Below are 23,271 nucleotides of genomic sequence, written 5' to 3'. Positions count from 1 at the left end.
TGATGCGAGTGCAGTTGGCCGCACTCTCCTGAAGGCCTGTGTGAGGCTGAGGCGGCCGTGTTGGGATCAGGGGCGTTCGGCACAACTACATTTGCGACATCGTCGCAACCGATCGAACTCCAGTTCCCGTGTCGGACCACCTGTGTTCTGCGTCAAAACGACCATTGCGGGATCACGCTCAGCTCGATATCGCGAAAAATCGTGTAATTCCGCCGAATCCACTGATGAAGTTCCGACGAAGAGTCCCTCTCATGGCGTAGATAGCCGGTGAAAGACAAGCCTAGTCGGCAGATGTAGTTATGTAGAAACACCGGCAGTGCCGCCAAACGGACCACGCGGCCCTGGCTCATGGCTTCAAACAATTCGCCCCGGACGAAGAATTCGTTGTGGACGGTGATCAGAATCTGCCTCGGAATCAGCCGCCGCAACATTTCATGCGCGCGCGCCGAGACCCTGTCAGTATCTGCCACGAATAGCACGATTGGCACGACCTTTTGTTGTATGGCCTCGCTCAGGAAGCCGATCTCTCCGCACATCTTGAAGAACTCGTCAAAAGCGTGGAAGCCAAGGTCGATCACCTTGGCCACTCCATCGTTGAAAACAAGTCGATCAACTAGCTGCATTTTTCCATAGGTATCAGTGACATCTGCTGTCTCTGTGATGGATGGGAGATAGTCGAGCAAGGACGGCTCCCTCAGGTTGATGTCGAAGGAGACCACCGCACCGTTCTTCAGCAGCAAAAATTCGCTCAAGAGCCGAGCAATTAGGGTCTTTCCGACCTGCGGGCTTGCAGAGCAGATGATGTAGACGGGGGTGGGCAAAATCGCCAAACCAGTGCGCATAGGTCCGCAAGCGGCTATCTTTCGCCCGCACGGGTCACCGACTTGGCGCCGGCGAGGTCTGTTAGATTGATGCGGTCATACTCGCTCCAGACGTTGGCGAGCCAGTGCCTTACGTAGCCGCGCAGCACAAACGAGAAGTTCGCCGCGTCATCGTGTTGTCCCTTGTTCGCGACAAAATTGACGAACGGAACAGAGGCGACCTCGACCTGCTCATAGGCCATCTCGTTGAGTTTCGGGATGGTCAGATCAGTGGCGTCTTTGATCCGGTTGAAATAAGAATTGTAGGTCGACTGATCCCACTGAAAGAACTGGGTGTCATTGATGAAGTTCTTGACCAGGAAGTATTTTGCGCCACCCATGAAATCGCTTGTTTCTGCGATCTCATCTAGCGAGGCGATCGACGACCCCAATACATGAAACACGGCGAAGGTGAGTTGGCCTGACCGGGCGGCGTCCAAAAAGCCTATGTCTCGTAGGGACGCGAGCGCTGGTGACATCAGTCCGGCTCGAACGTCGATGACGGTGACGGACAGGCCTGAATTCAGCGTATCGAAGATCTTCATCTGGTCCGCGGTTCTCGTCATGTCCACTATTTCGGTGATCGCAGGGTGAAAGCGCTTCAGCGTCCCGCGGGGCGAACTCGGTGTCGAATGCGCGGGTTTGCACGTTATTCGCGCTGAAATAGTCCAAAAGCGTGCGAGAGACGGTCGTTTTTCCGACGCCGCCCTTGTCCGCGCCGACCACAATTACAACTGGCTTTGCCATAGAAGTCCTCTCAAGTTGTTTGTTCTTCAATTCACGCGACCGCGAAGCGTGCGGTCTGCGTGTTTCCAGTCCTGCCTTCGACACTATGTTGGCCAAAGGAGAAGATCGTCCGATCTGCGAGACATAGACCGGCGTTATAGTTGCGGAGGGGCGCCGTCTATTACGGTCCCGGAAGCGAGTGCATTTCGGTTTGTGTCGGAGTTTACATGTTTTGATAGACTCTTCGGTTTGGGCTGAATGCGGCAGCCGTCGCCGTGAGATCCTCGATCTACGTTGCGCGAATCCGTGGCAGCATCATCGGACCGACCAGAGCGAAAAGGCCGATGGGTGAGAGAAACGGGCTTGTCGCAACACTTCCATTCGTCAACAAGTGATAGATGCGGCATTTTATAATCGTGGGGCACACCATGATGGAAACCACCCTGGTAGAGCGGCTAAGTTGATGAACATCGCCGCCCACAGCGAACTCCTGCAGCGTCAGGCGCGATAGATAATCAGGTGGGCGTTCTCGAGAGCGTCGAGGATCTCGCCTGCAACGCGCTGAGCGCCACTCTTGTGTTCGCCAACCAAGTGTGATGCCACGACTTCAGCGACTATTGCATATGCCCTTTCGCGCACGACCAACTCCTTCTCAACAAAGTCGCCGCAGGCGTTGCAAGCGATCACAGGGCGACCGCTCCAAGGGTCGTGTGACGTGCTTTGATCATTGGCACGACATTTCGGGCATTGCATGGTCAGCATGTGTCAGCTTGCAACTGATCTCGGGTGGGTGGAAAGAACTGCATACCGGTGAAAGAGAGTAGCGCCTCGCGGGGAGCGGCAAGCCAGACCGGAGCTGGAGCTCTCTTACGTAGGACGTGTGCGTCAGCGTGACAGATGTGACAGTCTTCCACGTCACCTGCGGGCTACATTCGGAAGACACCGTAGTGAGGGGCTTCGATTGGAGCATTAAGCGAGGCGCTTAAAGCGATTGAGAGTGCGTTTCGGGTATCTACGGGATCAAGAATACCGTCATCCCACAGCTCCGAAGTTGCGTAATAGGCGCTGGATCGCGCCCGATACTCCCTCATAATCGGTTCTCGAATGGCTGCCAGTTCTTGGTCGGACAAGCGCCCCCCGTCACGAGCCAATTGCCTTGCTTTGACATGGGTGAGAACGCCTGCCGCTTGCTCCGCTCCCATCGCCGAAATCTGCGATTGTGGCCAAGTAAACATAAAACGGGGGTCGAATGCTCGCCCCGCCATGGCGTATGTTCCTGCTCCGTGAGAGCCGTTGCAAATCACTGTAAGCTTTGGGACCGACGCTGCGGAAACGGCCATGATGAGGTTGGCGCCACTCTTGGTGATGCCATCATGTTCGTATTCTCGTCCAACCATAAAGCCAGTGGTATTCTGCAGGAACAGCAAGGGTGTCCGGTTCTTATCGCAGAGTTGGATGAAGTGAGCGCCTTTCAAAACACTGTGGTTCTGTAGCACGCCATTGTTTGCAATAATCCCGATCTGATGTCCCTGAAGACGCGCGAAACCGCATATCAGGGTTTGGCCATAGCTCGGCTGGTACTCATGGAGCCGGCTACCATCCACAAGGCGAGCGATGATCTCCCGAATGTCGAATTGAACGCGGGGATCTTTTGGAATGATGCCATATAGTTCGGATGCGTCGTAGACGGGAGGCTCCGGCGCGGATCGATCAACGGCTTCTTTTGTTTGACGCGTCATGTTAGCGACAATGTCCCGCGCGATGGCAATCGCATGCATTTCGCACGTCGCGAGGTAGTCACTCGTCCCCGACATGCTCGTATGAATTTCGGCGCCACCAAGCTCTTCGGCTGATACCACCTCGCCGGTGGCGGCCTTTACCGACCGGCGGTCCGCCGAGAAAGATGGCTCCATTCCCTTGCACGATGATGTTGTAATCGCTCAGCGCCGGAACGTAGGCCCCTCCTGCAGTACAGTGGCCCATCACGATGGCGACCTGCGGCACTCCCATCTTAGAGAGAATTGATTGGTTGCGCAGGATTCGACCCGCGTGGTAGCGATCAGCGAAGAATTCCGCTTGCAGAGGCAAGAAGCCGCCGGCGCAGTCGCAAAGATGGACCACCATAAGGCGGTTCTCAATTGCAATATCCAACGCCCGTACAATCTTCTTTACGGATAGTGGATACCAAGCGCCGCCCTTCACGCTGGCGTCATCCGCATGAACGATGACCTCGCGACCCGCAACAACGCCGATGCCGACAATCTGCCCTGCGCATGGTACCTCACCATCGTAGGCCTTGTTGGCGGCGAGCGTCGATAGTTCGAGAAATGGAGTTCCTGGATCAAGCAGCGCATCGATCCGATCGCGAACAAAGAGCTTGTTTTGCCGGCGCAGACGTTCAATGTCTCGCGCCGGTCGATCGAAGCGAGCGGAACGCTGTCGCTCCTTCAGTTCGGCTGCAAGCCGTCGGTTATGGAGCTCGTTGAGGCGAAATTCCTGCGAGGTGGTGTCCACCCGAGAGACAATCCTCTGCATGTCAGCGCCTTTCCTCGGAAAACGTGACCAAAGGGACGCCTCGTTCAAAGCTTTCGCCTACACCAAAGTGAATACGCTCGACCACCCCGCCACGAGGCGCACGCACTACAAACTCCAATTTCATGCTCTCGACCAACATCAGCGTCGCGCCTGCGCTAACCACATCACCTTGGCATACCTTGGTCGCAATCACGACACCGGGCATTGGCGCGCGGGTTACAAGGTGACTTGCCTGCTCGTCGGAGCATGCAAGTTCTTGCAATTGATCGCGGTATCGCAGGACATGTGTCCTGCCGCGGATATGCAGGTGGAGTGCGTCACCGTCGATTGCAAATCTGATCGGGAGAGTCTCGCCCGCAATGACAAGGAGGCCGCTTCCGTCGAAATGATGTGAGAGTGCCACCGGCGCAACTACCTCATCGGCCAAGTGAAGGCGATAGTCGCGTTGGCCAGGTGAAAGCCACAATTCATAGTTTTCGACATTAAACTCAAAACAGTGCTTCACGTCAGTTTCTCCAGTTGCCCAGCTCCGCGTGAAGCCTGGGCACGGCGTCTGCCGAATCTCGAACGCTCCTGGTCAGGAGTGCACCGGCTGCCAAGATGGCGGATAGGTCGCTTCCACGTGGGCCAATGGCCAGGTGCGGATGTTCATCGAGATAACCCGTATGAATATGTCCGCTCAAAAATGTGTCGTCCATGAGCAGTCGCGCGAGAAAATCGGCGTTTGTCTCGCAGCCAAGAAGCACCAGCTGACGCATCACATGTGCCGCCTTCAATGCCGCTTCACGGCGAGTGGCCGAATGTACCACGACCTTTGCGAGCATCGGATCAAATGCGGCCGTGATCTGCTGACCTTGGACGATACCGCTATCGATACGCACACCGTCGCACTCCGGGTACTCCAACATGAGAATCTTCCCACTTGTCGGCGCGTATTCGCGTTCGGGGGCTTCGGCGTATAGCCTCGCTTCAATCGCGTGACCTTTGGAGACGATGTCGGCTTGCGAGAATGTGAGTTCGTGCCCCGCGGCGACATGGAGTTGTTCGGCAACAAGATCGACGCCGGTGACCATTTCGGTCACGGGATGCTCGACTTGAAGCCGAGTATTCATCTCAAGGAAATAAAACTCATGCCCATCGAAGATAAACTCGACGGTTCCTGCATTTCGATAATTGGCGCTACGAGCGATTCCGACCGCCATTTCACAGATCCGTTCCCGCAATTCTGCGGACAGGACAGGCGAAGGCGTCTCCTCGATGATCTTCTGGAAGCGGCGCTGCACAGAGCACTCGCGTTCGAAGAAGTGGACCACATTTCCGAAGAGATCGCCTAGCACCTGCACTTCGATGTGGCGTGGTTTATCAACATATCGCTCCACGTAGAGCCGGCCATCCCCGAAGTGGCGCAGTCCCTCGCGACGCGCTTGAGCAATCGCGTCATCGAGAGTGTCGAGATCGCGTGCAATCCGCATGCCCTTGCCACCACCGCCTGCCGAAGGTTTCACCAGCAAAGGTAAGCCAAGGGCCCGGGCTCTGGATGCGAAGGTTGCGGGTTCGTCTTCTTCGATAGCTGAGAGGGCGACCGGAAATCCGATCTTCTGAGCAAATTTCCGCGCGCGGATTTTATCACCCATCAGTTCGATGCTTTCGGGGCTTGGCCCGACGAATGCAATGCCAGCCCCTGCAACGGCCCTCGCAAATGCGGCGCTCTCCGACAGAAATCCATAGCCAGGATGCAACGCGTCGACGTTAGCTCTGCGGGCGGAGGCGATGATTTGCTCGGCGTCGAGATAGGCAGCAACTGGGGAACAGCCCTCGAGCGCGATTGCTGTATCCGCCATGGAAACCGCTGGTGTGGCCGCATCCACATCGTGGTAGACGATAGCTGAGCGCAAGCCCAGCTTTCGCAAGGTCTTGATGATGCGGACGGCTATCTCGCCCCTATTGGCGATCAGAACTGTATCGAATGGTAGTTTCTGCATTCGCCTATTCGCTCAAGCACAGATCGGGTCTTCGGCGTTCGAGAGCTGCCGGGTCTACGAGGAACTGTCGAGGCTATTCGTAACTACGACATGCTAACGATGCCGCTCTGGATCAGGACATCCAGGGCCACGACCGTTCGGACACTTGATGCGGTCCTCATTTCGAGTCTGCTTTTACCTTTTTGCTGTCATGTGCCGACATCACGTAGCGACACTGGTCACTTAAGCTGTTGAGCTTCGTTCTGAGGCAAGCAGTGATTGCAGCGACATCCGGGATGGCGCTGCTACACAACCGAAACACATCCGGGGTGCACGCTCTTTGCTCTTCCTCCGTTGCTCCGCGATCTCGGGCCACAGCGCTTAGAGAACTCATTGCCGCAAAAGCAATGAAAGCGGTTACATGCCAACCTGCTCGGTAGCTTTGACGAGAAAAGAGATGCTGCCTTCGGTCCACGATATCCTCTTTAAGAGTGCTTGGCGCCGCATTGGCCGTCCTGCGAGGCTCAAGCGGTGCATTTGGGGAAGTCGGCTAAAGGCTCGGATTAGCCGGGGCAGTTGAACCCGCTGCCGGAGCTTGGGTCCGATCCATCGGTCCGTTCACTGCAGGATGAGCGCGATGGAAAATGCATTCGATGGTGAGACTGGTAAGAGACATAGCTGTTCTATGTCGGACAGCCTCGTGGCGCATAGGGCTGGTGCTTTATCGTACCAAGTTAGTTTGTGAGGAAGAGTACGCGGCACAATGCGACCTCGAGTGTCTGAACGGGGCCGAACTCTCTCGCGATTGGCAAAGCAAGTTGGGCTCAACTTTGACGTCGCTGTCGTTCGCCCAAGATGGGTCGAAAACCGCAGGCGATTCCACGTAAATGGGAGCCCTGGATCCTCATAGTGTCGTGCGGTGTAGATTTGAGCAGGCTGAGACACTGGCGATCCTTGAACTAGTCAGAGGCGTCGGTCCCGACGGAGACCACCGCTACTTGTTCGAGATCGTACAATTTGACGCTACGTACAATTCAACCCCTCCGAGCGGCTGATCCGACAAAATCTGTGAATTCTTATGTCGGCGGCAGCTCCTCTCGTGCAACCGTCTACAAAGTAGGGCGTCGGGCTAGACGGACAACACAACCTGAATGCTCCGGCGGCGCATCGTGCCGATTCTGCGAACGCGCTGGGCAAAAGTTAGGGCTGTTCTGTCGCCAAAGAAGCGGCCCTTCGGATTGTGCCGAGCTGCTGTTGGCCGACCCGAGCTCCGGAGTCTCGTCGCTGCAGGACACCTGGCCGGTGCTGATGATCACGTGTCGCCCGCTGAAGGCACTCAGGTGGGGAATGAGAGCAAGTTTGCGGCCGAGACCCACTAGATCTGGTGAGGGTCGGAAGAACAGCTTGAAACTCACGTAACGTGACATTGTAGGCGTGGGTCGCGGAACACGAAAGGTGCGCGCCATGCTTCACATGCTTCCCATTTACACGCTCGGCACAGAGCATAGCGACATCACGCCGGGAGCCCATGATGCCCTAGTCGTCAAATGCGGCTGGTCTAAGGACGAGCAGGAGAGAGCATTAAACCTATGGGCCTGCTGCTTCTCACCTCAGGATCGAATCAAGTACATCCGCAAAAATCGTCCACAGTTTGAATTTCACGACTACCGTCAGATGGTCGACGTCGTTCGGGGGCGCTGCTTTACCGGCTGCGCATCGGATCTAGTCAACTGGCGCCGTCAATTCAGGGTAAGGGCATGGCGCATCGCCTTATTGTTCTGCGTCGCAACGTGGATAGCTATTGCCCTTGCGGTGATTCGCGCAGCCAGTTGAACGTTTGGGCAGGCTCGCGAAGATAAGAGCAAACAGCCTTAGTGAATGGGCTCCGATCCAGAGCGCGAGAAGGCTTGCGAGCGTTCGCGAATCCGACGCGATCACGTGCCAACAGTGGACCAGGTGATCTCAGTGGATCATCGGGCTGAGGCCCGGTTAGACGAAGCAGCGGCTTCGGTGAAGATCTAGCCAAACCGGAAGTTGGTTCGCCCTGCCGTGAATTCGGCGGTCGAGGAGGATTCGACATTTGCGATGTGCTCGAGATCGCGTCCCTCGGGATTGTCGAGCCGTCCGCACGGAGGCGAAGGCGCTCGACGCTCCTCTTTGTTGGAATCAGTACTCTGTCTGTATCGCTTGATGGTGCGGCGAAAGAGGTGGATCAGCCATCTCAAGCGGCATCGACCAGGGCGGTAATCAACTTAATAAGAAGTCGCGGTTCAACATGATCAATAGATGCACGTTCTAAAATGAGTTTGGCGATCTCGATACGGTTGGAAGGCGTTCGCATGCTTGCAGGTAATGCCAAGACTGCCCCGTCAAAAAGCCGTCCTAGAGTGGAAAGCTGTTCCGGCTCGTACAGTTTTCCGTGTTCCTGTTCGAGACGGTTGGCCTCGCCTGCGTTAAACGCACTACCAGCTTGCTCGTCGAGCTGTGAACACATGCCGAGCTTCGCCTTTACCAGCTCGCTTGTAAGCGCATTGAGATGTCGGGTCGCTTCGAGCGCGCTCTCGTCCTCACAGATCAGTCTTGCAACCTCTTCGATTTGCGAATCGATGGTTTGCTTAAGATATTGAAGATGCGAATTGCAGCGATCAGAGTGACGAGTACATTCTCCTGAGGGTGACGTATGTGGGGTAGCATCAGCCTTCCGTCGAACGGAAGATAAGTTGGCGAAAACGCGGAGGGGAAGGACGAAATATCGAAGGAGTTGCGCAAAAAAGCCAAACGTCATCTCGCGATAGGCTTGATTTAATGGCTCCACCGTCCTGGATTTACTGGACCCGTACACACTCATAGTCATGGCTGCCTCATGCATCGTTCTGGCACACGAATCGACCTTCACCGCGGTGACCTCAGCGCGGCGTAGTTGCGGCTTGACAAGACACTGCTGGCAACCGTTCGAAAACCATTCTTGAGCCTTCGTCGCGCAGGAGACAAACTAGGCCACCTAGAGCAACGGACCTCAACAGTCGACGGTTAATCCTCCCGACCTGCACTATCCCCCAGCTCAATCGCCGCTTTGACTAGCAGCCTTCATCAGGGTTGGTAAAATAGATTGTTATGATGGAGGCCATTCACCTCATGGATAGAACACAGCGGCCATTGAGTCTCCCGGCCTCCCTCTGACCTAATGACAAGCCTTACACGTAGGAACAAGATTTCTCCGGTGAACGCGTTCTGAGAGTTCGCCTGCCCAATTCCGGCCGCGACGAGGAGGGGCTGCGAGTCATTGTTTGATCCTACAAGCTGACGCAGCGTGCGATTCAAGGCGGCCCTTGCTGCTGGTCTCGCATAATTCATCTTAATCCGCCATGCGCGCATTGCATCTTGAGACAAGCTGAGGCCGCGTTTCGCGGCAGGGGACAAAACCGAGTTGCTGCTAGCAGTTACTGCAGCGCGACCAACTTCGTTGCGCTGCCGATCAGGTCCGACAGATTGCTGCAACAGGAGTTGCCCGTTTCAACTCGTTGCGGGAAACGGAGGGCTTACACGGACGGCATCTTGTCGCTGCCGGGGTACGATCGCTATCGTAGGTCTACAACGCGCTTTCCAACGCGTCGTCGGTGATCACGCCCATTCGCGTATCTCACGTCCAACTTAATTGTAGAGACAAGCTTCACGAGAACCCGAGCCGCGACAGCCGACGTCGAGAAAAGTCAGGGTTGCGCTTGCGCGAGGACGCCGAGTCTTGCGCTTGTGTCAGCTATCGCTTGTAAGTTGCGCAAGGCTTTCGCCAAGTGTCCATGGAAAAAATCAACGGGCGAGCATTAGTTCGTACCGTTCGGCATAGCAGATTGAGTGTTTGGCAGAGTTGAGCGTGGCCTCGCTCCGAGGACCAGTCGCGACATGAAGCCAAGGTCGTCCACACTCCAGCGAACAATTATCGCGATGATAACGATCGCCATGCCAAGCACAATTGCGACAGCAATTCTAGTCGGAAGATCCCAGAGTTCTCCAAATTGGACGAGGTCCATGAGACGAAAGAGGCTTGCTTGAACCAGGTAAAGAACCAGGGTGCTCTGACCCAGCTCCACCGCGATAAAGCGAGCAATCCGACTTGAACGGCCAATTTGCCAGCATCGCAGCACCATCTCAACGGCGACAGCAGAGGCAGCTGCAGAGCCAATGAACATCAGCAATACTTGTTTGGCCGACTGCGCATCGTGAATCAGGACGAGATTGTTGTAGACGTAGGTCTCCTTGCCCCAAGCAAGGAAGCATACGAGAGCCAGACCAGAGAGTAAGAAGAATAGAATCGATCTGTGACGTAGAAGAGCGCTCGTCCGCCAGTCGGAAGACCTGGCGAGCAAGAACCCGAGGCAAAAAAATGGATAGGTGTACCTAATCAACGGAGCTATCGAAAGTGTGACGGGCGCGAACGCGACCAGGACTGCAGATATGGATATGATCCTTGTCGAACCCAGACCGGCGGCGGTGAGAAGCCCAATGAGAAGAAAAGAAGCAAAGTTTGCCCAAACGAACCAGTATGCGCCTGCGAACTCGCTTGGAAGGCCCAGCAGACCGCTTGCTGCGGCGGGCGAAAATGCGGCCAACTTAACTGCTTCCATGAGCGTGCACCAGAAAAGCACAGGCAACAGTAACTGGGTCGCGCGCTCCTTGAGGCCCCGAGTGAACGTTTTTCGCAGAAGTGCGCCCGAGGAGAGATATCCGCTTATTCCCATAAAGAGAGGCATGTGAAACATGTAGATTGATTTGAAGTATGGCGAATACCAATACTCATTATCTCTGTAGATGATGTATTGTAATAGATGGCCGAGGATCACCAAAAGAATGAGAACTCCTTTAGCGAAATCAAAGCGCAGGTCTCTGTCGGGTGAAGTCGATTTGCGTTCTGTTACGGCTGTGGGTGTTTGATCAGGCATCAAAGTTCTAACTATTCGTTCCATGCGCGCGTCGTTGCCGGTTCCATTCATCAACGAAGATGACCGCGGCTCTTGCGAGCAGCGACAGAGGCAGCAGAACGCTTTCATAGCATTTCTGGTTCTCCGGATACTGGCAGACGGGCTCTCATAGCAATGGGTCCTTTGTCAATCCTGAACGTGGAAAGGTGTACACCGCAACGGCTAAACGGGATTTATTGCGGCGGATGTCTGGGGTTGCCATGCAAGAAAACGCCTCGGTATCCCTAAGACTGAATTCGCAGGGCCTGTAGTCAGCAACTTGTGATTATGCTCTTCCGCGTCCTGAAAACGGGATTCGGGGGCGTCGAGCGGCTTTAGATGGTGCGTGTCATTGCTGTTCGCGCAAGTCTGCGAGTAGAGCCGAGCTTAGGCCAGAGTGCGCGCCGGCCCGATGGTTGTCAGATGCTGTAGCCGGGCGATCTCAGAGAGCCGAATGAGAGTAGCTGCACTATCCATAGCGTGGATGCGGTCCATCAACACAATCGATTTTACCAATCCTGTCGGATCTTGCATAACAAAAGCCTCGTTGGAAGAGCTTTCGGTCTAATCTGAATGGTCATCGATCTTCGGCGGCGCGCGAGAACGTTCAGTAGCGAGCGCGCATAACCTAAGCGCTCGTGCGGTCTATCTCGTTCGGTGTCTCTCACTGTTCGATACGACGGGCCGTAGCGCAAGAACTGAGCATTGTCACAAGAGCTGCGTGCTGGCGAGCATGAGGTCGAGTTCCTTAAACGGTCTAATGGAACAGAAGAAAGAAATACAACATTACGTTGGAAGCGGATATCGGCCTTCTGTGGCTAAGGTTAGCGGCGAATGCCCTTGCCGCAAATGGACCGCCGGTAGCAGCCCTCCCTCTGCCGGTGGAAGCTGGTGCGATGTGTAGCAGCGTCGCTCCTCCGAGACTGACTTCTGCCCGGCCACCGAAAGGGGCCGGGCTTCTTTTGCGGGCCGAGTATGAGCGAGAGCATGAAGGCGGAGGCCCCAATCAGCTATTCGCTTCATTCCGGCAGGCGCGGTGCACCTCTTTTGAAAACGGGGCTGGTGCATCATGAACGATCCTCGGCGCGATCGGCAATTCGTGAAGTTCATACTCGTAAATCATAGGACTCCTAGCAGCGGGTCGACCTGTGTCGACTGTCATCGACCGCTAGGGATCGGTTACTTGCGAGAGATGTCCACGCGGCAACCCTATTGCGACTACAATTGCTATCGTCATTATCGGGAGAAGAGACCATGCGTGCATCGGCTCGCGACCAAATGGAGCATCGATGGGCTCGCACTTGGCTATTTGATCTACCTCGAAACTGTCGTTTCATTTGCGACAGTTGCGTGCTGGTATTCGGTCATGTTCGTCAAGGCGGCGCTGCGGTTCGGCGAGCCGAAACTAATGAATAGACCCCTATGAGAATAACGGTCCGACAGCGAGCGCGTCAAACTTGTCTGTTAGCGAGCGCAATCCAGTGTCGCAAAACGGCGACGCGGAGTTGAGAATTATCTTGTCAAAGGTCGGAGGAAATTGATCCGCATGTGCGGGATTGTCGGCATTCTCGGTCGCGAACCGGTTGCAGAGCAACTGGTGGCTTCGCTCAAGCGGCTTGAATATCGCGGCTACGACTCTGCAGGTGTTGCCACGCTCGAAAGCGACCACCTGGAGCGCCGCCGCGCCGAAGGCAAGCTGAAGAACCTCGAGGCAAGGCTGCGCGAGATGCCGCTGAAGGGGACGACCGGCATCGGTCACACCCGCTGGGCCACCCACGGCAAGCCGACCGAGCATAATGCCCATCCGCACGCCACCGTGCGCGTCGCGGTGGTCCATAACGGCATCATCGAGAATTTCCGCGAGTTGCGCGAGGATCTCGAAGCAAAGGGTACGGTATTTCGCACCGAGACCGACACCGAGGTCGTGCTGCATCTGGTCGACGATCTGCTCGCGCACGGCAACAAGCCGGTCGAGGCGGTGAAGTTCGCCTTGAGCCGGCTGCGCGGCGCCTTCGCGCTCGGCTTCATTTTCGCGGGCGAGGGCGACCTGATGATCGGCGCTCGCAACGGACCGCCACTCGCGGTCGGCTACGGCGATGGCGAGATGTTCCTGGGCTCGGACGCAATCGCGCTCGGCCCGTTCACCGACACGATCAGCTATCTCGAGGACGGCGACTGGGTCGTGCCGACTCGCAACAGCGTTGTCATCTTCGACAAGGGGGGCTGCGCCGTCCAGCGCGACAAGATTAAGCATGTGGCCTCGACCTCGCTGGTCGACAAGGCCAACTACCGGCACTTCATGGCGAAGGAAATCCACGAGCAGCCCGAGGTTGTTGGCCATACTCTGGCCCGCTATGTGGACATGGCCACCGAGCGCGTGTCGCTGCCGGTGAAGCTGCCATTCGACTTCCGCGACATCCAGCGCGTCACGATCACGGCCTGCGGCACCGCGAGCTACGCTGGCTATGTCGCAAAGTACTGGTTTGAGCACACGGCCCGCCTGCCGGTCGAGGTCGACGTCGCGTCCGAGTTCCGCTACCGCGAGTCCCCCTTGCGCAAGGGCGATCTGGCGATCTTCATTTCGCAGTCGGGCGAGACCGCCGACACGCTCGCCGCGCTCCGCTACGCCAAGGCCGAAGGCGTGCACACGCTCGCAGTCGTCAACGTGCCGACCTCGACGATCGCGCGTGAGAGCGAGACGGTGCTCCAGACGCTCGCTGGTCCCGAGATAGGCGTTGCCTCGACAAAAGCCTTCACCTGCCAGCTCATGGTGCTCGCCTCGCTCGCCGTCGCGGCCGGCAAGGCGCGCGGCGAATTGTCCGAGGAAGACGAGACCAAGCTGGTGCACGGCCTGGTCGAGGTTCCGCGCCTGATGGCGGACGCGCTCACCACAGAGCTGCAGATCGAGAAGCTTTCGCACAGGATCGCCAAGTCGCGCGACGTGCTCTATCTTGGCCGCGGCACCAGCTTCCCGCTGGCGCTCGAAGGCGCCCTGAAGTTGAAGGAGATCTCCTACATCCATGCCGAGGGCTACGCCGCCGGCGAGCTCAAGCACGGACCGATCGCGCTGATCGACGAGACCGTGCCGGTCGTGGTGATAGCGCCCCACGATCGCGTATTCGAGAAGACCGTCTCCAACATGCAGGAAGTCGCCGCCCGCGGCGGCAACATCATCCTGATGACGGACTCCAAGGGCGCAGCGGAGGCGACGGTGGATTCGCTCGCCACCATCATCATGCCTGATATGGCGGACGCCGTCACGCCGATGGTCTATGCCATCCCGGTGCAACTACTCGCTTACCACACGGCCGTTGTGATGGGCACCGACGTCGACCAGCCGCGTAATCTCGCCAAATCCGTGACCGTCGAATAAGCCGACAGATCGGGCCGATTCTTCCTGGTCTTCAAATTTGTGGACCCTCATGACTGCGCATTTCACATCGTTTGAGGGCGACAGAAGTTTAAGTTGCTGGCGGGCGCCGCCTGACGCAGACCCGCCTTTTGTTTCTGTGTCGCGTGGACGTGCCACACGTTCGTCCGTTCTAGCTCTTCAGACGGAAGGCTACGGCAGCTGTGGGTTCGGCATTCGGAGTAGATCGACGACGTAGGCAGAGTCCGCAAGATGAGAGTTCTTATGTTGGGCCGTTTGCACTCTTGGGCTTTCCTGTCGATGCTTGCCGTCATGGGTCTTGCACAAGCCAAGGATAGGCGCACTGTCGCCGAGCCCATCGCACCTAGCCATATCTGCACTCGGCTGGCGCCATCGAACGAAAGCGTCACTGATAGACTGCAAGATGCCATTGCTCACTGTCCCTCTGGATCGGCGGTTTATTTGGCGGGCGGTATCTTCCTGTCGGGCCCCCTCGAGATGAAATCCGGAGTGATGCTATGGATCGAGCGTAACGCCACGCTTATCGCTCTCGCTCAGCCGAAGGCCTATGACAGAGGCTTGGGAAATTGTGGTCGCATCGGAGGCAAGGGCGACGGCTGCCGGCCATTCATTAGCTTCTTCAAAACGCAGGGAGGCGGCATCTATGGCGATGGCATCATCGACGGCCAGGGCGGCGCGCTCATGGCCGGCGCGGGCGAGAGTTGGTGGCAGCTGGCACGGCGCGCACAAACTGAAGGTGGCAAACAGAACGTCCCGCGCCTCATCCAGATCGACCATGCCCAGGACATTACTTTCCATGGCATCACACTGCGTAATGCGCCCAATTTCCATGTGGCGATGAACCGGGTCGAAGGCGCGACCTTTTGGGGCGTGACAATCGATACACCGGCGGATGCCCGCAACACAGACGGCATCGATCCTGGCGCCAGCCAGGATGTGACAATTGCCCACTGTCAGATCCGTACTGGAGACGACAATGTCGCTATCAAAGCCGGAAGCAATGGTCCCGCCCGCTATATTTCCATCATCGACAACTACTTCGGCTGGGGGCATGGTATGTCCATCGGTAGCGAGGTTAACTCAGGTGTCAGCGACATACTGGTGCACGGCCTGACCCTGGACGGCACGACATCTGGCCTGCGCATTAAGAGTGATGTCAGCCGGGGTGGCCTGGTGGAGAGGGTCACCTATGAAGACGTGTGCCTGCGGAAGAACCGATGGCCTATTTATTTCGATACACGCTATGATCCCCAGGCGCACGGCGACGAAATTCCGGTCTATCGACAAATCGCTCTGCGCCACGTGCGTGGCGGGGCTGGTGCGCTGGTGATGCACGGAACTCGATGGAGACCATCCGCTCGAGATTGAGCTCGATGATGTGCGATTTTCCGATAGCGCGACTTGGCAGGTGGAAAATGCAAATGTGGTAGGTTCAGACGTTTGGCCGCCCTTGCGGGGTGGCCAAGGCCAAGTATCGTTTAGCGCATGGAAAGGCTGTGCAAAGGCATTCTTCAAAACAGCCAGCAAACGCACGATCGGCAACGCCCCCCATAGAACCTGTTGCTTCGGTGCACTGGACCAACCAGAGTAGCAGGGCTCTAAAGGTAGCTGGGCTATCTGATACCGTCCCGGCCCGATCGTCTCATCGGATATGATCGGCGCTTCCGATTAGCTGACGAAGTTCACGAGGGGAGCGGTGCACAGGTGTGTGCGGCAGATCCAGTGTAGATGGACCAGAATTCCACGAACGCCTCATAGCTTCCCTATCTTGATGGTGGGTTCGGCAGCCAGGTCGTGTCATCAGCAAAGAACGCTCTGAGCGACCATTGCTTGGCTTCATCGTCGGTCAGCTGATGGGAATAAGGTTCCCGTCCTTTGGGATTGGCGCCGATACCGGTGGATTTGTATTCGGCATAGTAAGCGGTCTTCAGCCTGTTGGTCTTGGTGCGATCCCACTCGCTCCAGCCCTCGGCGATGACCGGCGCATTCATCCGGGTGGATAAAAAGATCACTGTAGCGTAAGAGCGCCAAGGCCGGCCAAGGGCGATGCTGTGTGCGGCGCGATCGGCGGTCAGGATGCAATGGTCGAAAACGTAGGCGCTGTCTTCGCCCGGCGAGTCTTTGCTTTGTGCTGTATACACCACAGCCTGGTTGGCGATGCCGTGCAGCTCACAACGCTGGAAATAGGCTTTGGAGTTGCCAAATATGTAGTCGACATGTCCCTCAATGTAGCAGTCCGAAAAGTATTGCCGTGTAGGGCGGCCGTGCGGCCCTTTGTTGGCGAACAGTGTATCCTGTGCGCCGAGCAGCCGGACGCGGGTGATAACGTCCTTGTCGCCGGTAAGAGACAACGCCACCGCCTGCGACGGCGGATTCGCCGGATCCAAGGAGTATTCGTTTTGTATCGTCACATTGTCGAGCCGGAAGTCATCGCCTGATGCTTCCATGGTGGCTGAATGAACGGTTCCACCCACTTTAATGGCGCCGTCACCGTAGACGACCACCGTGTCCTCCGGCTCGTCGCCGCCGCCTCTGATGTGAACACCAGGCTTGGCAACCTTGACCTTCTCGCGATAGATGCCCGGCGCGATTAAAATGTCGCCGCCTCGAGGCGGCAACGCGTCTACCGCCTCCTGAACGGAGCGATAGCCCACGTGGCCGGTTTGCGAAACCAAAAGTCGCTCAGCATGTGCGTCCGAAACGTGGAACCAGCTGGCCAGAACGGCGACGTACATCAAGAAAAGTCGCACAACGCTCTCTCTTCGTAAGGCTAAGCGTTCTACTGTGGGCGCTTAGGATTGATCTGGACGCGATGCTCATTCAAACCTTATGTACCCGCATCTTCCTAGCAGCTTCGTGAATGCATGATCGCGCCGGATGTTCATGTCGGAAACACGACATTAGGGTGAAACTCCTTCGCTGGTCGACGAAAATCGTTGCGTTTTTCTTCCAATCGGCTGCTTGCAGGGCATGGCACGCCCATTGCTCGTAGACGGCAAGAGCCCGTCAACGACAATAGCCTTGTTGCAGTCGCTGGCGGTGAGTTCAGATGAAAAACTCACCGGCTGGTCCGGGCCATGCTCTGACAAGTTCGGCTTCTCGTCAGCTTGAACAGCGGGGCAGTGCAGCACCGCTTGTGGGGACAAGAGCTGTGCCAATCAGTGTGAAGTGACCCGAAAAGTCGGGTTGCATGGTGCCACCGGTGGTGATTGATGGCGCGACAGTGCGTGTCGCATCTGAGAACCAATGAGGATATCACAAGCGTTCAAGTTTGAGGCAGCCCACTGCCTCCCCAACGTGCCGGCCACGCACAGGTGCAGCCGCATGCACGGGCACTCCTATCGAATTGAGGTGCAACTAGATGGGCCCGTGGACCCGGTCACCGGATTCATCGTCGATTTTTTTTGACCTGGAGGAGTCCTTTGTCGAAATCGTAAATGCACTTGATCATCGATATCTGAATGAGGTCGAAGGATTGTATAATCCTACGGCAGAAAACCTTGCTGTTTGGATCTGGGAAAGATTGCATCGCAAATTTCCCCAGATCTCGTGCGTCCGGGTCTATGAAACGTCTGATGCCTGGGCCGAATATGACGGACGTTGAGCATAAACCTGTCTCTTACGAGCGTTTCTCAGCTTTTCTCCTCCAGGATCCGCTCTTAACGACAGCGATAGGCGAGTGGTCGTGCGGCGCGACGCGAACGCCGATCGCACAGCCAGCTTGCTGGACCAACTTACCGATCACGCTCGTCGACACGGAGCCAGCATCACGGTCAGTCCGTGCGACGCGAGAAGGTGCCGCAGGAGCAAAACGTCGAAGCGGACCGTCGCACCTCGCCAGGATGAAAGTGCGCCGGTCCGCGAGACATTGCCAATGCATTCATGGCAACGTCGTCTCCAATGAATCAAGCAGCATGGCGAATCTGAGGCGACGCTCGTCTGTCAAAGCCGCCTCTGCAGCATTTGCGCGCAGACCTAATGGAGCTTGAATCTCACGTAACGTCACGTTGTATAACCTGCCGTAGGCGGTTCGGACTTGGCGAAAGGTGAGCAAGATATGATTTCTCACAGTGTGCGGGGGCGCGAATCAAGCCGCGCATGCGTCGCGGGTGGGTTGCGTTTGCTGCTCGCCCTAGACGGGAAAGCGGTTTCTCCTCCGTCTGAGTTCCTTCTTCTGGATTAGCTTCGGAAGACCTCTGCCGTGCCGGAATGGGGGCGTCGTCTGATATCCTCCCAACGTCCATTTTCTGGGTGCCGTAGGTGCGATAGCCGATAAGCCATCGATGGACCTCTGAGTAACGGATGCTTCTCCTGTCACTCAGCGGCAAGCTCAGAGTAGATCGGGGTGCATACACCGAATTCGTGGCGGAAAGTGCTGGTAAAGGCAAGGAGCCGCAAGTCCCTCGTACGCGTTCATGAGGGTTATCCTCCGGGCTCGCTGAACTTTGCCAATCGCCCTCGCTCCTGCCTCTGTAGCAATGGTGGATCTTGTATGCTCGCGTGGCCTCTGATTGCCCAGCCGTTGCTCGCACAAAGAATCAACAAGGCGGCTCAAGCCGTCTTGCCGGGTACGCAAATGCGTGAGGCGGCCTTTACATCACCTATAGCCGAAGACAGGCTTCACGACTCTGATCAGGTTTGGCGACAAAAGGGAATTTAGCCGTGGACGAAACTAGCCTTCGTGACTTTGATGAAGCGATGTCGCCTCAAGCCTTGCGGTCGTGGAAAGCTTGGAGAGGAGACAGAGAGCCAGAGGCGCAAACAGAACAAGTCGCAACGACCCATTCTTCCCTATGGCCGCTGGCCATTGTGATGTGGTGCCTGCTTTCCTTCGTCGCGTTCGCAAGTTGGGTGCGAACGCACGGCGCCATGAAGTCATAGCGCCGTAATTTTCTCCACGTCCTGGACACCTTGCGGTTAGGGAGGTGGTCTCCTTGTGGGCACTGGCTGCCGGATCAGATATTCGATCGTGTCGTCGGGAGCCCACGTTCCATAGGTCGGCGCGTAATGCCGGAAGACAGTTGGCTCGACGACCTCGGAGCCAAAGCATGCACCCGCACAGTGCTAGCCAAATCCATGCGCCGCATGTACCGAATGATAGTGAGGCCACTCACAAGCGGTCGCACGCTTTCGTATCGGCAATCGTGGAATTCCCAGAGTGCGTCAATCGTCGTGGTGCTCGACAGAAAATAGGCGACACCGCCAGATGCGATCTCATGACTTTGCAGCGCCGGATCGCGGTGAACGTCGGATTGACGGTGATCTCAAACTTGCTCGTTGCGCTAGCGTCGTCGATCCGAAAGTAGCGACGGATCTTTCTAGCTCGATCAGTGGATTCGTTGACGTACGTCAGCCTGATCTTTGCCCCTAGCCAGTCTTGTTGGCGTGCAAACGCAGAATCTGAGATTGTACCAATTTACGCTACGTGCGATTCAAGCTCTTTCGAAGTGTTATCTCAAATTGTCTCTCAGCGCTGTAGAGCCGGTCTAGTAGCCTCAGTTTCGCCACGCTGCTCGCGTCAGTCAGAGCAGCATCATCACGGATGTACTGGTGGTGCAGAGGCGGGACCCGGCGCATTTTACGAATGGTAAAAGTGCGCCGGGCGCCTCGGTTGGCTGCGAGCCGATGTGTGGATGTCCTATCGATCGCATTCTCATAGGGCGTTTGATGGGATTTGAGTGCTGCCTCTAGCAGCATGCCATGAAATTTAAGCAGCTTTGGAGTAAACGCGCCTTTTCAGGTGCTTCGAAGAGCGCCGAGTTCTGGCACTGAATGTAGTGTGAAAGGCAGATGGAGCTCTTTGCTTCAAACCGAGAAAGTATCCGAAAAGACAGAATGGTTTCGCGCATTACCTGCCATGGTCCAATTTTTGCAAACCTTCCTGCCAAAGATGCCAACGTTGCTTATCTCATCATGTTTTAGGGAGCTCGCTTGCCTCTTCATAGGTTAGATGGAAACAGTGTTACTGGTCCGACCTCCGCGCCGAATCTGGCGCTGTGTCCATTTCACGACGATAAGTCGCACGCGCGACTTGGCGAACGGAAGACTGTTGTACTGACCGGTGCCTCGCGCGGCATTGGTCACGCTACAGGTAGATTGTTCTCCGAAGCCGGTTGGCGAATTATCTCCTGCTCTCGACAGCCTTTCGATAGCAGTCGATGTCCATGGGATTCCGGAATCAACAATCACGTGCAGGTGGAACTAAGCGATCATGCCGCATTGCCGCGGGCGATTACCGAGATCAGAGCGCAACTCGACGGAGACCCGCTTCACGCCCTAGTCAACAATGCTGGGATTTCTCCCAAGGCACCAGACGGCAGTCGGCTGAGTTCGCTAACAACATCTGTCGAAACGTGGATGAGGGTGTTTCACGTCAATTTGGTCGCTCCGATTTTACTTGCCCAAGGTCTATTCGAAGAATTGAAAGTGGCATCCGGCTCGATCGTCAATGTCACCTCAATCGTTGGCACTCGTGTGCATCCTTTCGCAGGAACTGCCTATGCGACCTCCAAGGCGGCGCTGGCCTGCCTCACGCGCGAGATGGCGCATGACTACGCTCCGTATGGTATTCGGGTCAACGCGATCGCGCCGGGCGAGATCAAGACCGACATTCTGTCACCTGAAACTGAAGCGAAGTTGGCGCCGGTCATACCGCTACACCGTGTCGGCACTCCGGACGAAGTCGCGAAGGTTATTTTTTTCCTTTGCTCGAGCGCCGCGAGTTACGTCACAGGTGCGGAAGTGCCGATCAATGGCGGACAACACGTTTGATACTGCCGGAGTGGCTAGTGGCGGGTTGCTGCGCTAATCAAGACAAGATGTCGGTGTCCGTCGTGCAATGTCAACTCTAGTGTTGCAAACTGGCCAAGTACGAAGGCGACAAGAGGTTTACGGTAGGCCGATAACGTGAATGTGGCCTTCCAGCGTAGCGCAGCACGAAGCAGGGAAAGTCTAGTCTCGTCGGACATTCCTTTCCGAAGGTGACAGCTGGCGCTGCGAGCAGACCCGCCGAGCCAAGCCAGCAGCCCCGCGAATGGCCGCTCGCAGATCGACGACACGCGGAAGACATTTGTCGCCGAATTCGAGCGCTGATGATGGGACAGGCACAGGTGCAAGTGCTGTATCGCTGGCGACGACCGGGAAAGTCGGTGTCGAGAGTTCTAGTCTCGGCGTGTGGCATGAGGCTTGAAGGGAGATGTCGAACGTACCGCCCAACCCTAGGAGTCGCAATCCATGGCCTACAAGATCGTCGCCTCGCAATGCTCGGTTTGCGGTGCATGTGAGTTCGAGTGTCCGAACGGCGCGATCAGCCTAAAGCGCGACATCTATGTGATCGATCCGGAAAAGTGCACAGAGTGCGAGGGGCATTGCGATTCGCCGCAATGCGCGATCGTCTGTCCGATCGAGGGCACATGCGTTCCTGCCTGACAATGCCGAGCAAGATTCTGGCGCCGATGGGTTCAATCGGTCGATCGTCGGCGCGCGTCCACCGGAGCGGCGTGATCAATCTTGAAATTGCGTGGCGTCGTCACTGTAGCCAGATCGCGTGGTCGAAGTAGGACGCGATACGTCGGTTGACAAGCGGAGTAATGGATAGCCAGGGCTCACAAAAAGTCGAGCGGAGGAAGCGGTTTCGATGTCGATCGATCGTTAGCCCTGATGCACCACAAGAAGGTCCTGAAGGAACGAAAGCTGCCAGAGAAGAAGTGAGCTCGCCAAGGTGCTAGCAATGGCAGCTGGAGGGCTATTGCCGCTCGCTGATGATGACCGTGTCCAGGTGCGCGTCCATTCCGAGATCGGAAGTTCGGCAGATCCATTGCTTGGTGACACTGAGATCGAAGGCCTCGGGCGTCTCGCCTCGGCACGACCGATTGAGATCCGGAAGACCGACGAGAAAGCTGCTATTACTCTGCGCGACGTCGCGATGCTGGCGATAAGTCCTGTGAAATCACGGTGGAAGCAGTCTTCAGACGGTGTTTATGGCCCGGACCCTCATACGCTGAGCCCGCGTGAAGCTTATGGCAATTGGGAGGGCATCCGAGAGTATCCCGAGCTGGGACTGCACCATCCGAAACTGCGCAAGGAACTCCTCAATCGAACCTAGGTGGAATCAGAATGGGGGGCGGTTTGGAAAGACTGGTGCACCCAACGCTGTCCTGACGGCTCCGCAAACAGAATTGAAGGAGATTGGATTGCTGGTGTACCCGTGTGCACCTCGTTCAAGCCCAGTCTGCACCAGAGGATCGGATTTCCGCTCCGCTACGAGCAGGATCTTGGTGCGCACGAATACCCTGGCGAGCTCTCCCACGACTGCCTCTCCTCGGTCGCGCAGAATAGCAATGCCGACTAGGATTACGTCGGGAGTCTTAATTGGCGACGTCATGGCCTCATCCACATTGGCAAAAGCATGTGTCTGGTACCCTTCACGTAGGATGTAATCGAGCGCGGAACGCACGACCTGATCAGGTTCGATCAGGAAAATGGTCGGACGCTCGCTACTCGTATAAGCCTCGGTGTCGAACAGCATAATTGCCTCCGTGCATTGATCGGAACGCATCAAGCAAGCTCCGTACCGTCGCCTCTCCAGCTGTGTGCGGACGAAAGCTGTCGTTTTCGGAGGAGGTAAAGCAAAGCATTGCCTTGTTTCAGACAAGCGAATGCGACCGCTCATGTCGAGAAGTTCCGATGTCGGACTTGCGACAGCACCACCCTCTGAACCGGTATGTATCTACTCTTGCACTGCTATTTGTCTTAGGCGAGCGCTGGCACGCTCGTTGCAAAAGTCGTTGTGCAGGGGCGCGGTTGTCGGCCTTTGTAGCTCACCGAGCTGCGAATGCGGCGAG

At 56.5% G+C, this 23,271-nt stretch carries 14 protein-coding genes and 3 pseudogenes; 7 read left to right on the top strand and 10 right to left on the bottom strand.

All coding sequences use genetic code 11. From position 1 onward, the window contains the following. Positions 1-152 precede the first annotated feature (152 nt). The 6 genes and pseudogenes from ACSKB8_RS01645 to ACSKB8_RS01620 all read right to left on the bottom strand — a co-directional run bounded on the left by ACSKB8_RS01645 (position 153) and on the right by ACSKB8_RS01620 (position 6,103). On the bottom strand, positions 153-842 hold the full coding sequence (locus ACSKB8_RS01645; RefSeq protein WP_438102058.1) for a hypothetical protein: 690 nt from the start codon (positions 840-842) through the stop codon (positions 153-155). A gap of 14 nt (positions 843-856) precedes the next feature. Then, positions 857-1,607: pseudogene (locus ACSKB8_RS01640) on the bottom strand (hypothetical protein). Between the two features lie 477 nt (positions 1,608-2,084). Further along, on the bottom strand, positions 2,085-2,348 hold the full coding sequence (locus ACSKB8_RS01635; RefSeq protein WP_438102056.1) for a hypothetical protein: 264 nt from the start codon (positions 2,346-2,348) through the stop codon (positions 2,085-2,087). Between the two features lie 164 nt (positions 2,349-2,512). Continuing rightward, a pseudogene (locus ACSKB8_RS01630) lies at positions 2,513-4,121 on the bottom strand (acyl-CoA carboxylase subunit beta). Between the two features lies 1 nt (position 4,122). Then, on the bottom strand, positions 4,123-4,626 hold the full coding sequence (locus ACSKB8_RS01625; RefSeq protein WP_438102054.1) for an acetyl-CoA carboxylase biotin carboxyl carrier protein subunit: 504 nt from the start codon (positions 4,624-4,626) through the stop codon (positions 4,123-4,125). 1 nt (position 4,627) lies between these two features. After that, positions 4,628-6,103 carry an acetyl-CoA carboxylase biotin carboxylase subunit gene (locus ACSKB8_RS01620; RefSeq protein ID WP_438102052.1) on the bottom strand — a complete coding sequence of 492 codons (1,476 nt, stop codon included), beginning with the start codon at positions 6,101-6,103 and terminating at the stop codon, positions 4,628-4,630. Between the two features lie 1,443 nt (positions 6,104-7,546). Between ACSKB8_RS01620 and ACSKB8_RS01615 the strand changes: the two genes are divergently transcribed. Then, entirely contained in the window at positions 7,547-7,915 is a 369-nt protein-coding gene (locus ACSKB8_RS01615; protein WP_438102050.1) for a hypothetical protein, read from the top strand. Positions 7,916-8,303: 388 nt separating this feature from the next. Here ACSKB8_RS01615 and ACSKB8_RS01610 read toward each other — a convergent pair whose 3' ends face one another. Next, positions 8,304-8,978 carry a hypothetical protein gene (locus ACSKB8_RS01610; RefSeq protein ID WP_438102048.1) on the bottom strand — a complete coding sequence of 225 codons (675 nt, stop codon included), beginning with the start codon at positions 8,976-8,978 and terminating at the stop codon, positions 8,304-8,306. A 925-nt stretch (positions 8,979-9,903) separates the two neighbouring features. Beyond that, entirely contained in the window at positions 9,904-11,019 is a 1,116-nt protein-coding gene (gene nolL / locus ACSKB8_RS01605; RefSeq protein ID WP_438102046.1) for a nodulation factor fucose acetyltransferase NolL, read from the bottom strand. A gap of 1,564 nt (positions 11,020-12,583) precedes the next feature. Between nolL and glmS the strand changes: the two genes are divergently transcribed. Together glmS and ACSKB8_RS01595 are read left to right on the top strand one after the other, a co-directional pair. After that, positions 12,584-14,410: a glutamine--fructose-6-phosphate transaminase (isomerizing) gene (glmS, locus tag ACSKB8_RS01600; protein ID WP_438102044.1), complete on the top strand. Its 1,827-nt coding sequence runs from the start codon at positions 12,584-12,586 to the stop codon at positions 14,408-14,410. A 249-nt stretch (positions 14,411-14,659) separates the two neighbouring features. Further along, a complete protein-coding gene (locus tag ACSKB8_RS01595) occupies positions 14,660-15,796 on the top strand; it encodes a glycoside hydrolase family 28 protein (RefSeq protein ID WP_438102042.1) in 1,137 nt (378 codons plus the stop codon). Positions 15,797-16,191: 395 nt separating this feature from the next. Here the strand turns inward: ACSKB8_RS01595 and ACSKB8_RS01590 are convergent, their stop codons facing one another. Then, positions 16,192-17,163 (bottom strand): pectinesterase family protein, encoded by a 972-nt coding sequence (locus ACSKB8_RS01590; protein WP_438110326.1) that lies wholly within the window; start codon positions 17,161-17,163, stop codon positions 16,192-16,194. A gap of 511 nt (positions 17,164-17,674) precedes the next feature. Here ACSKB8_RS01590 and queD point away from each other — a divergent pair. The 4 genes and pseudogenes from queD (at position 17,675) to ACSKB8_RS01570 (ending at position 22,532) form a co-directional block, all read left to right on the top strand. Further along, positions 17,675-18,032 (top strand): annotated as a pseudogene (gene queD, locus ACSKB8_RS01585) (6-carboxytetrahydropterin synthase QueD). Positions 18,033-20,416: 2,384 nt separating this feature from the next. Next, positions 20,417-21,199 carry an SDR family NAD(P)-dependent oxidoreductase gene (locus tag ACSKB8_RS01580; protein ID WP_438110324.1) on the top strand — a complete coding sequence of 261 codons (783 nt, stop codon included), beginning with the start codon at positions 20,417-20,419 and terminating at the stop codon, positions 21,197-21,199. A gap of 462 nt (positions 21,200-21,661) precedes the next feature. Beyond that, positions 21,662-21,856, top strand: a complete 195-nt coding sequence (locus ACSKB8_RS01575) for a 4Fe-4S binding protein (RefSeq protein WP_438102041.1) — start codon at positions 21,662-21,664, stop codon at positions 21,854-21,856. A gap of 319 nt (positions 21,857-22,175) precedes the next feature. Continuing rightward, the gene (locus ACSKB8_RS01570; RefSeq protein ID WP_438102040.1) at positions 22,176-22,532 is read left to right on the top strand and encodes a hypothetical protein; all 357 of its coding nucleotides are present in this window, start codon (positions 22,176-22,178) and stop codon (positions 22,530-22,532) included. Between the two features lie 6 nt (positions 22,533-22,538). On the opposite strand, the gene ACSKB8_RS01565 is transcribed toward ACSKB8_RS01570, so the two are convergent. Further along, positions 22,539-22,955 carry a response regulator gene (locus tag ACSKB8_RS01565; protein WP_438102038.1) on the bottom strand — a complete coding sequence of 139 codons (417 nt, stop codon included), beginning with the start codon at positions 22,953-22,955 and terminating at the stop codon, positions 22,539-22,541. Positions 22,956-23,271 lie beyond the last annotated feature (316 nt).

This window comes from Bradyrhizobium sp. BR 1432 (assembly GCF_051547705.1).
Classification (GTDB): Bacteria; Pseudomonadota; Alphaproteobacteria; order Rhizobiales; family Xanthobacteraceae; genus Bradyrhizobium; species Bradyrhizobium zhanjiangense.
The sequence above is the reverse complement of the archived record's forward strand: the minus strand, read 5'-3'. Positions and strand labels throughout refer to the sequence as shown.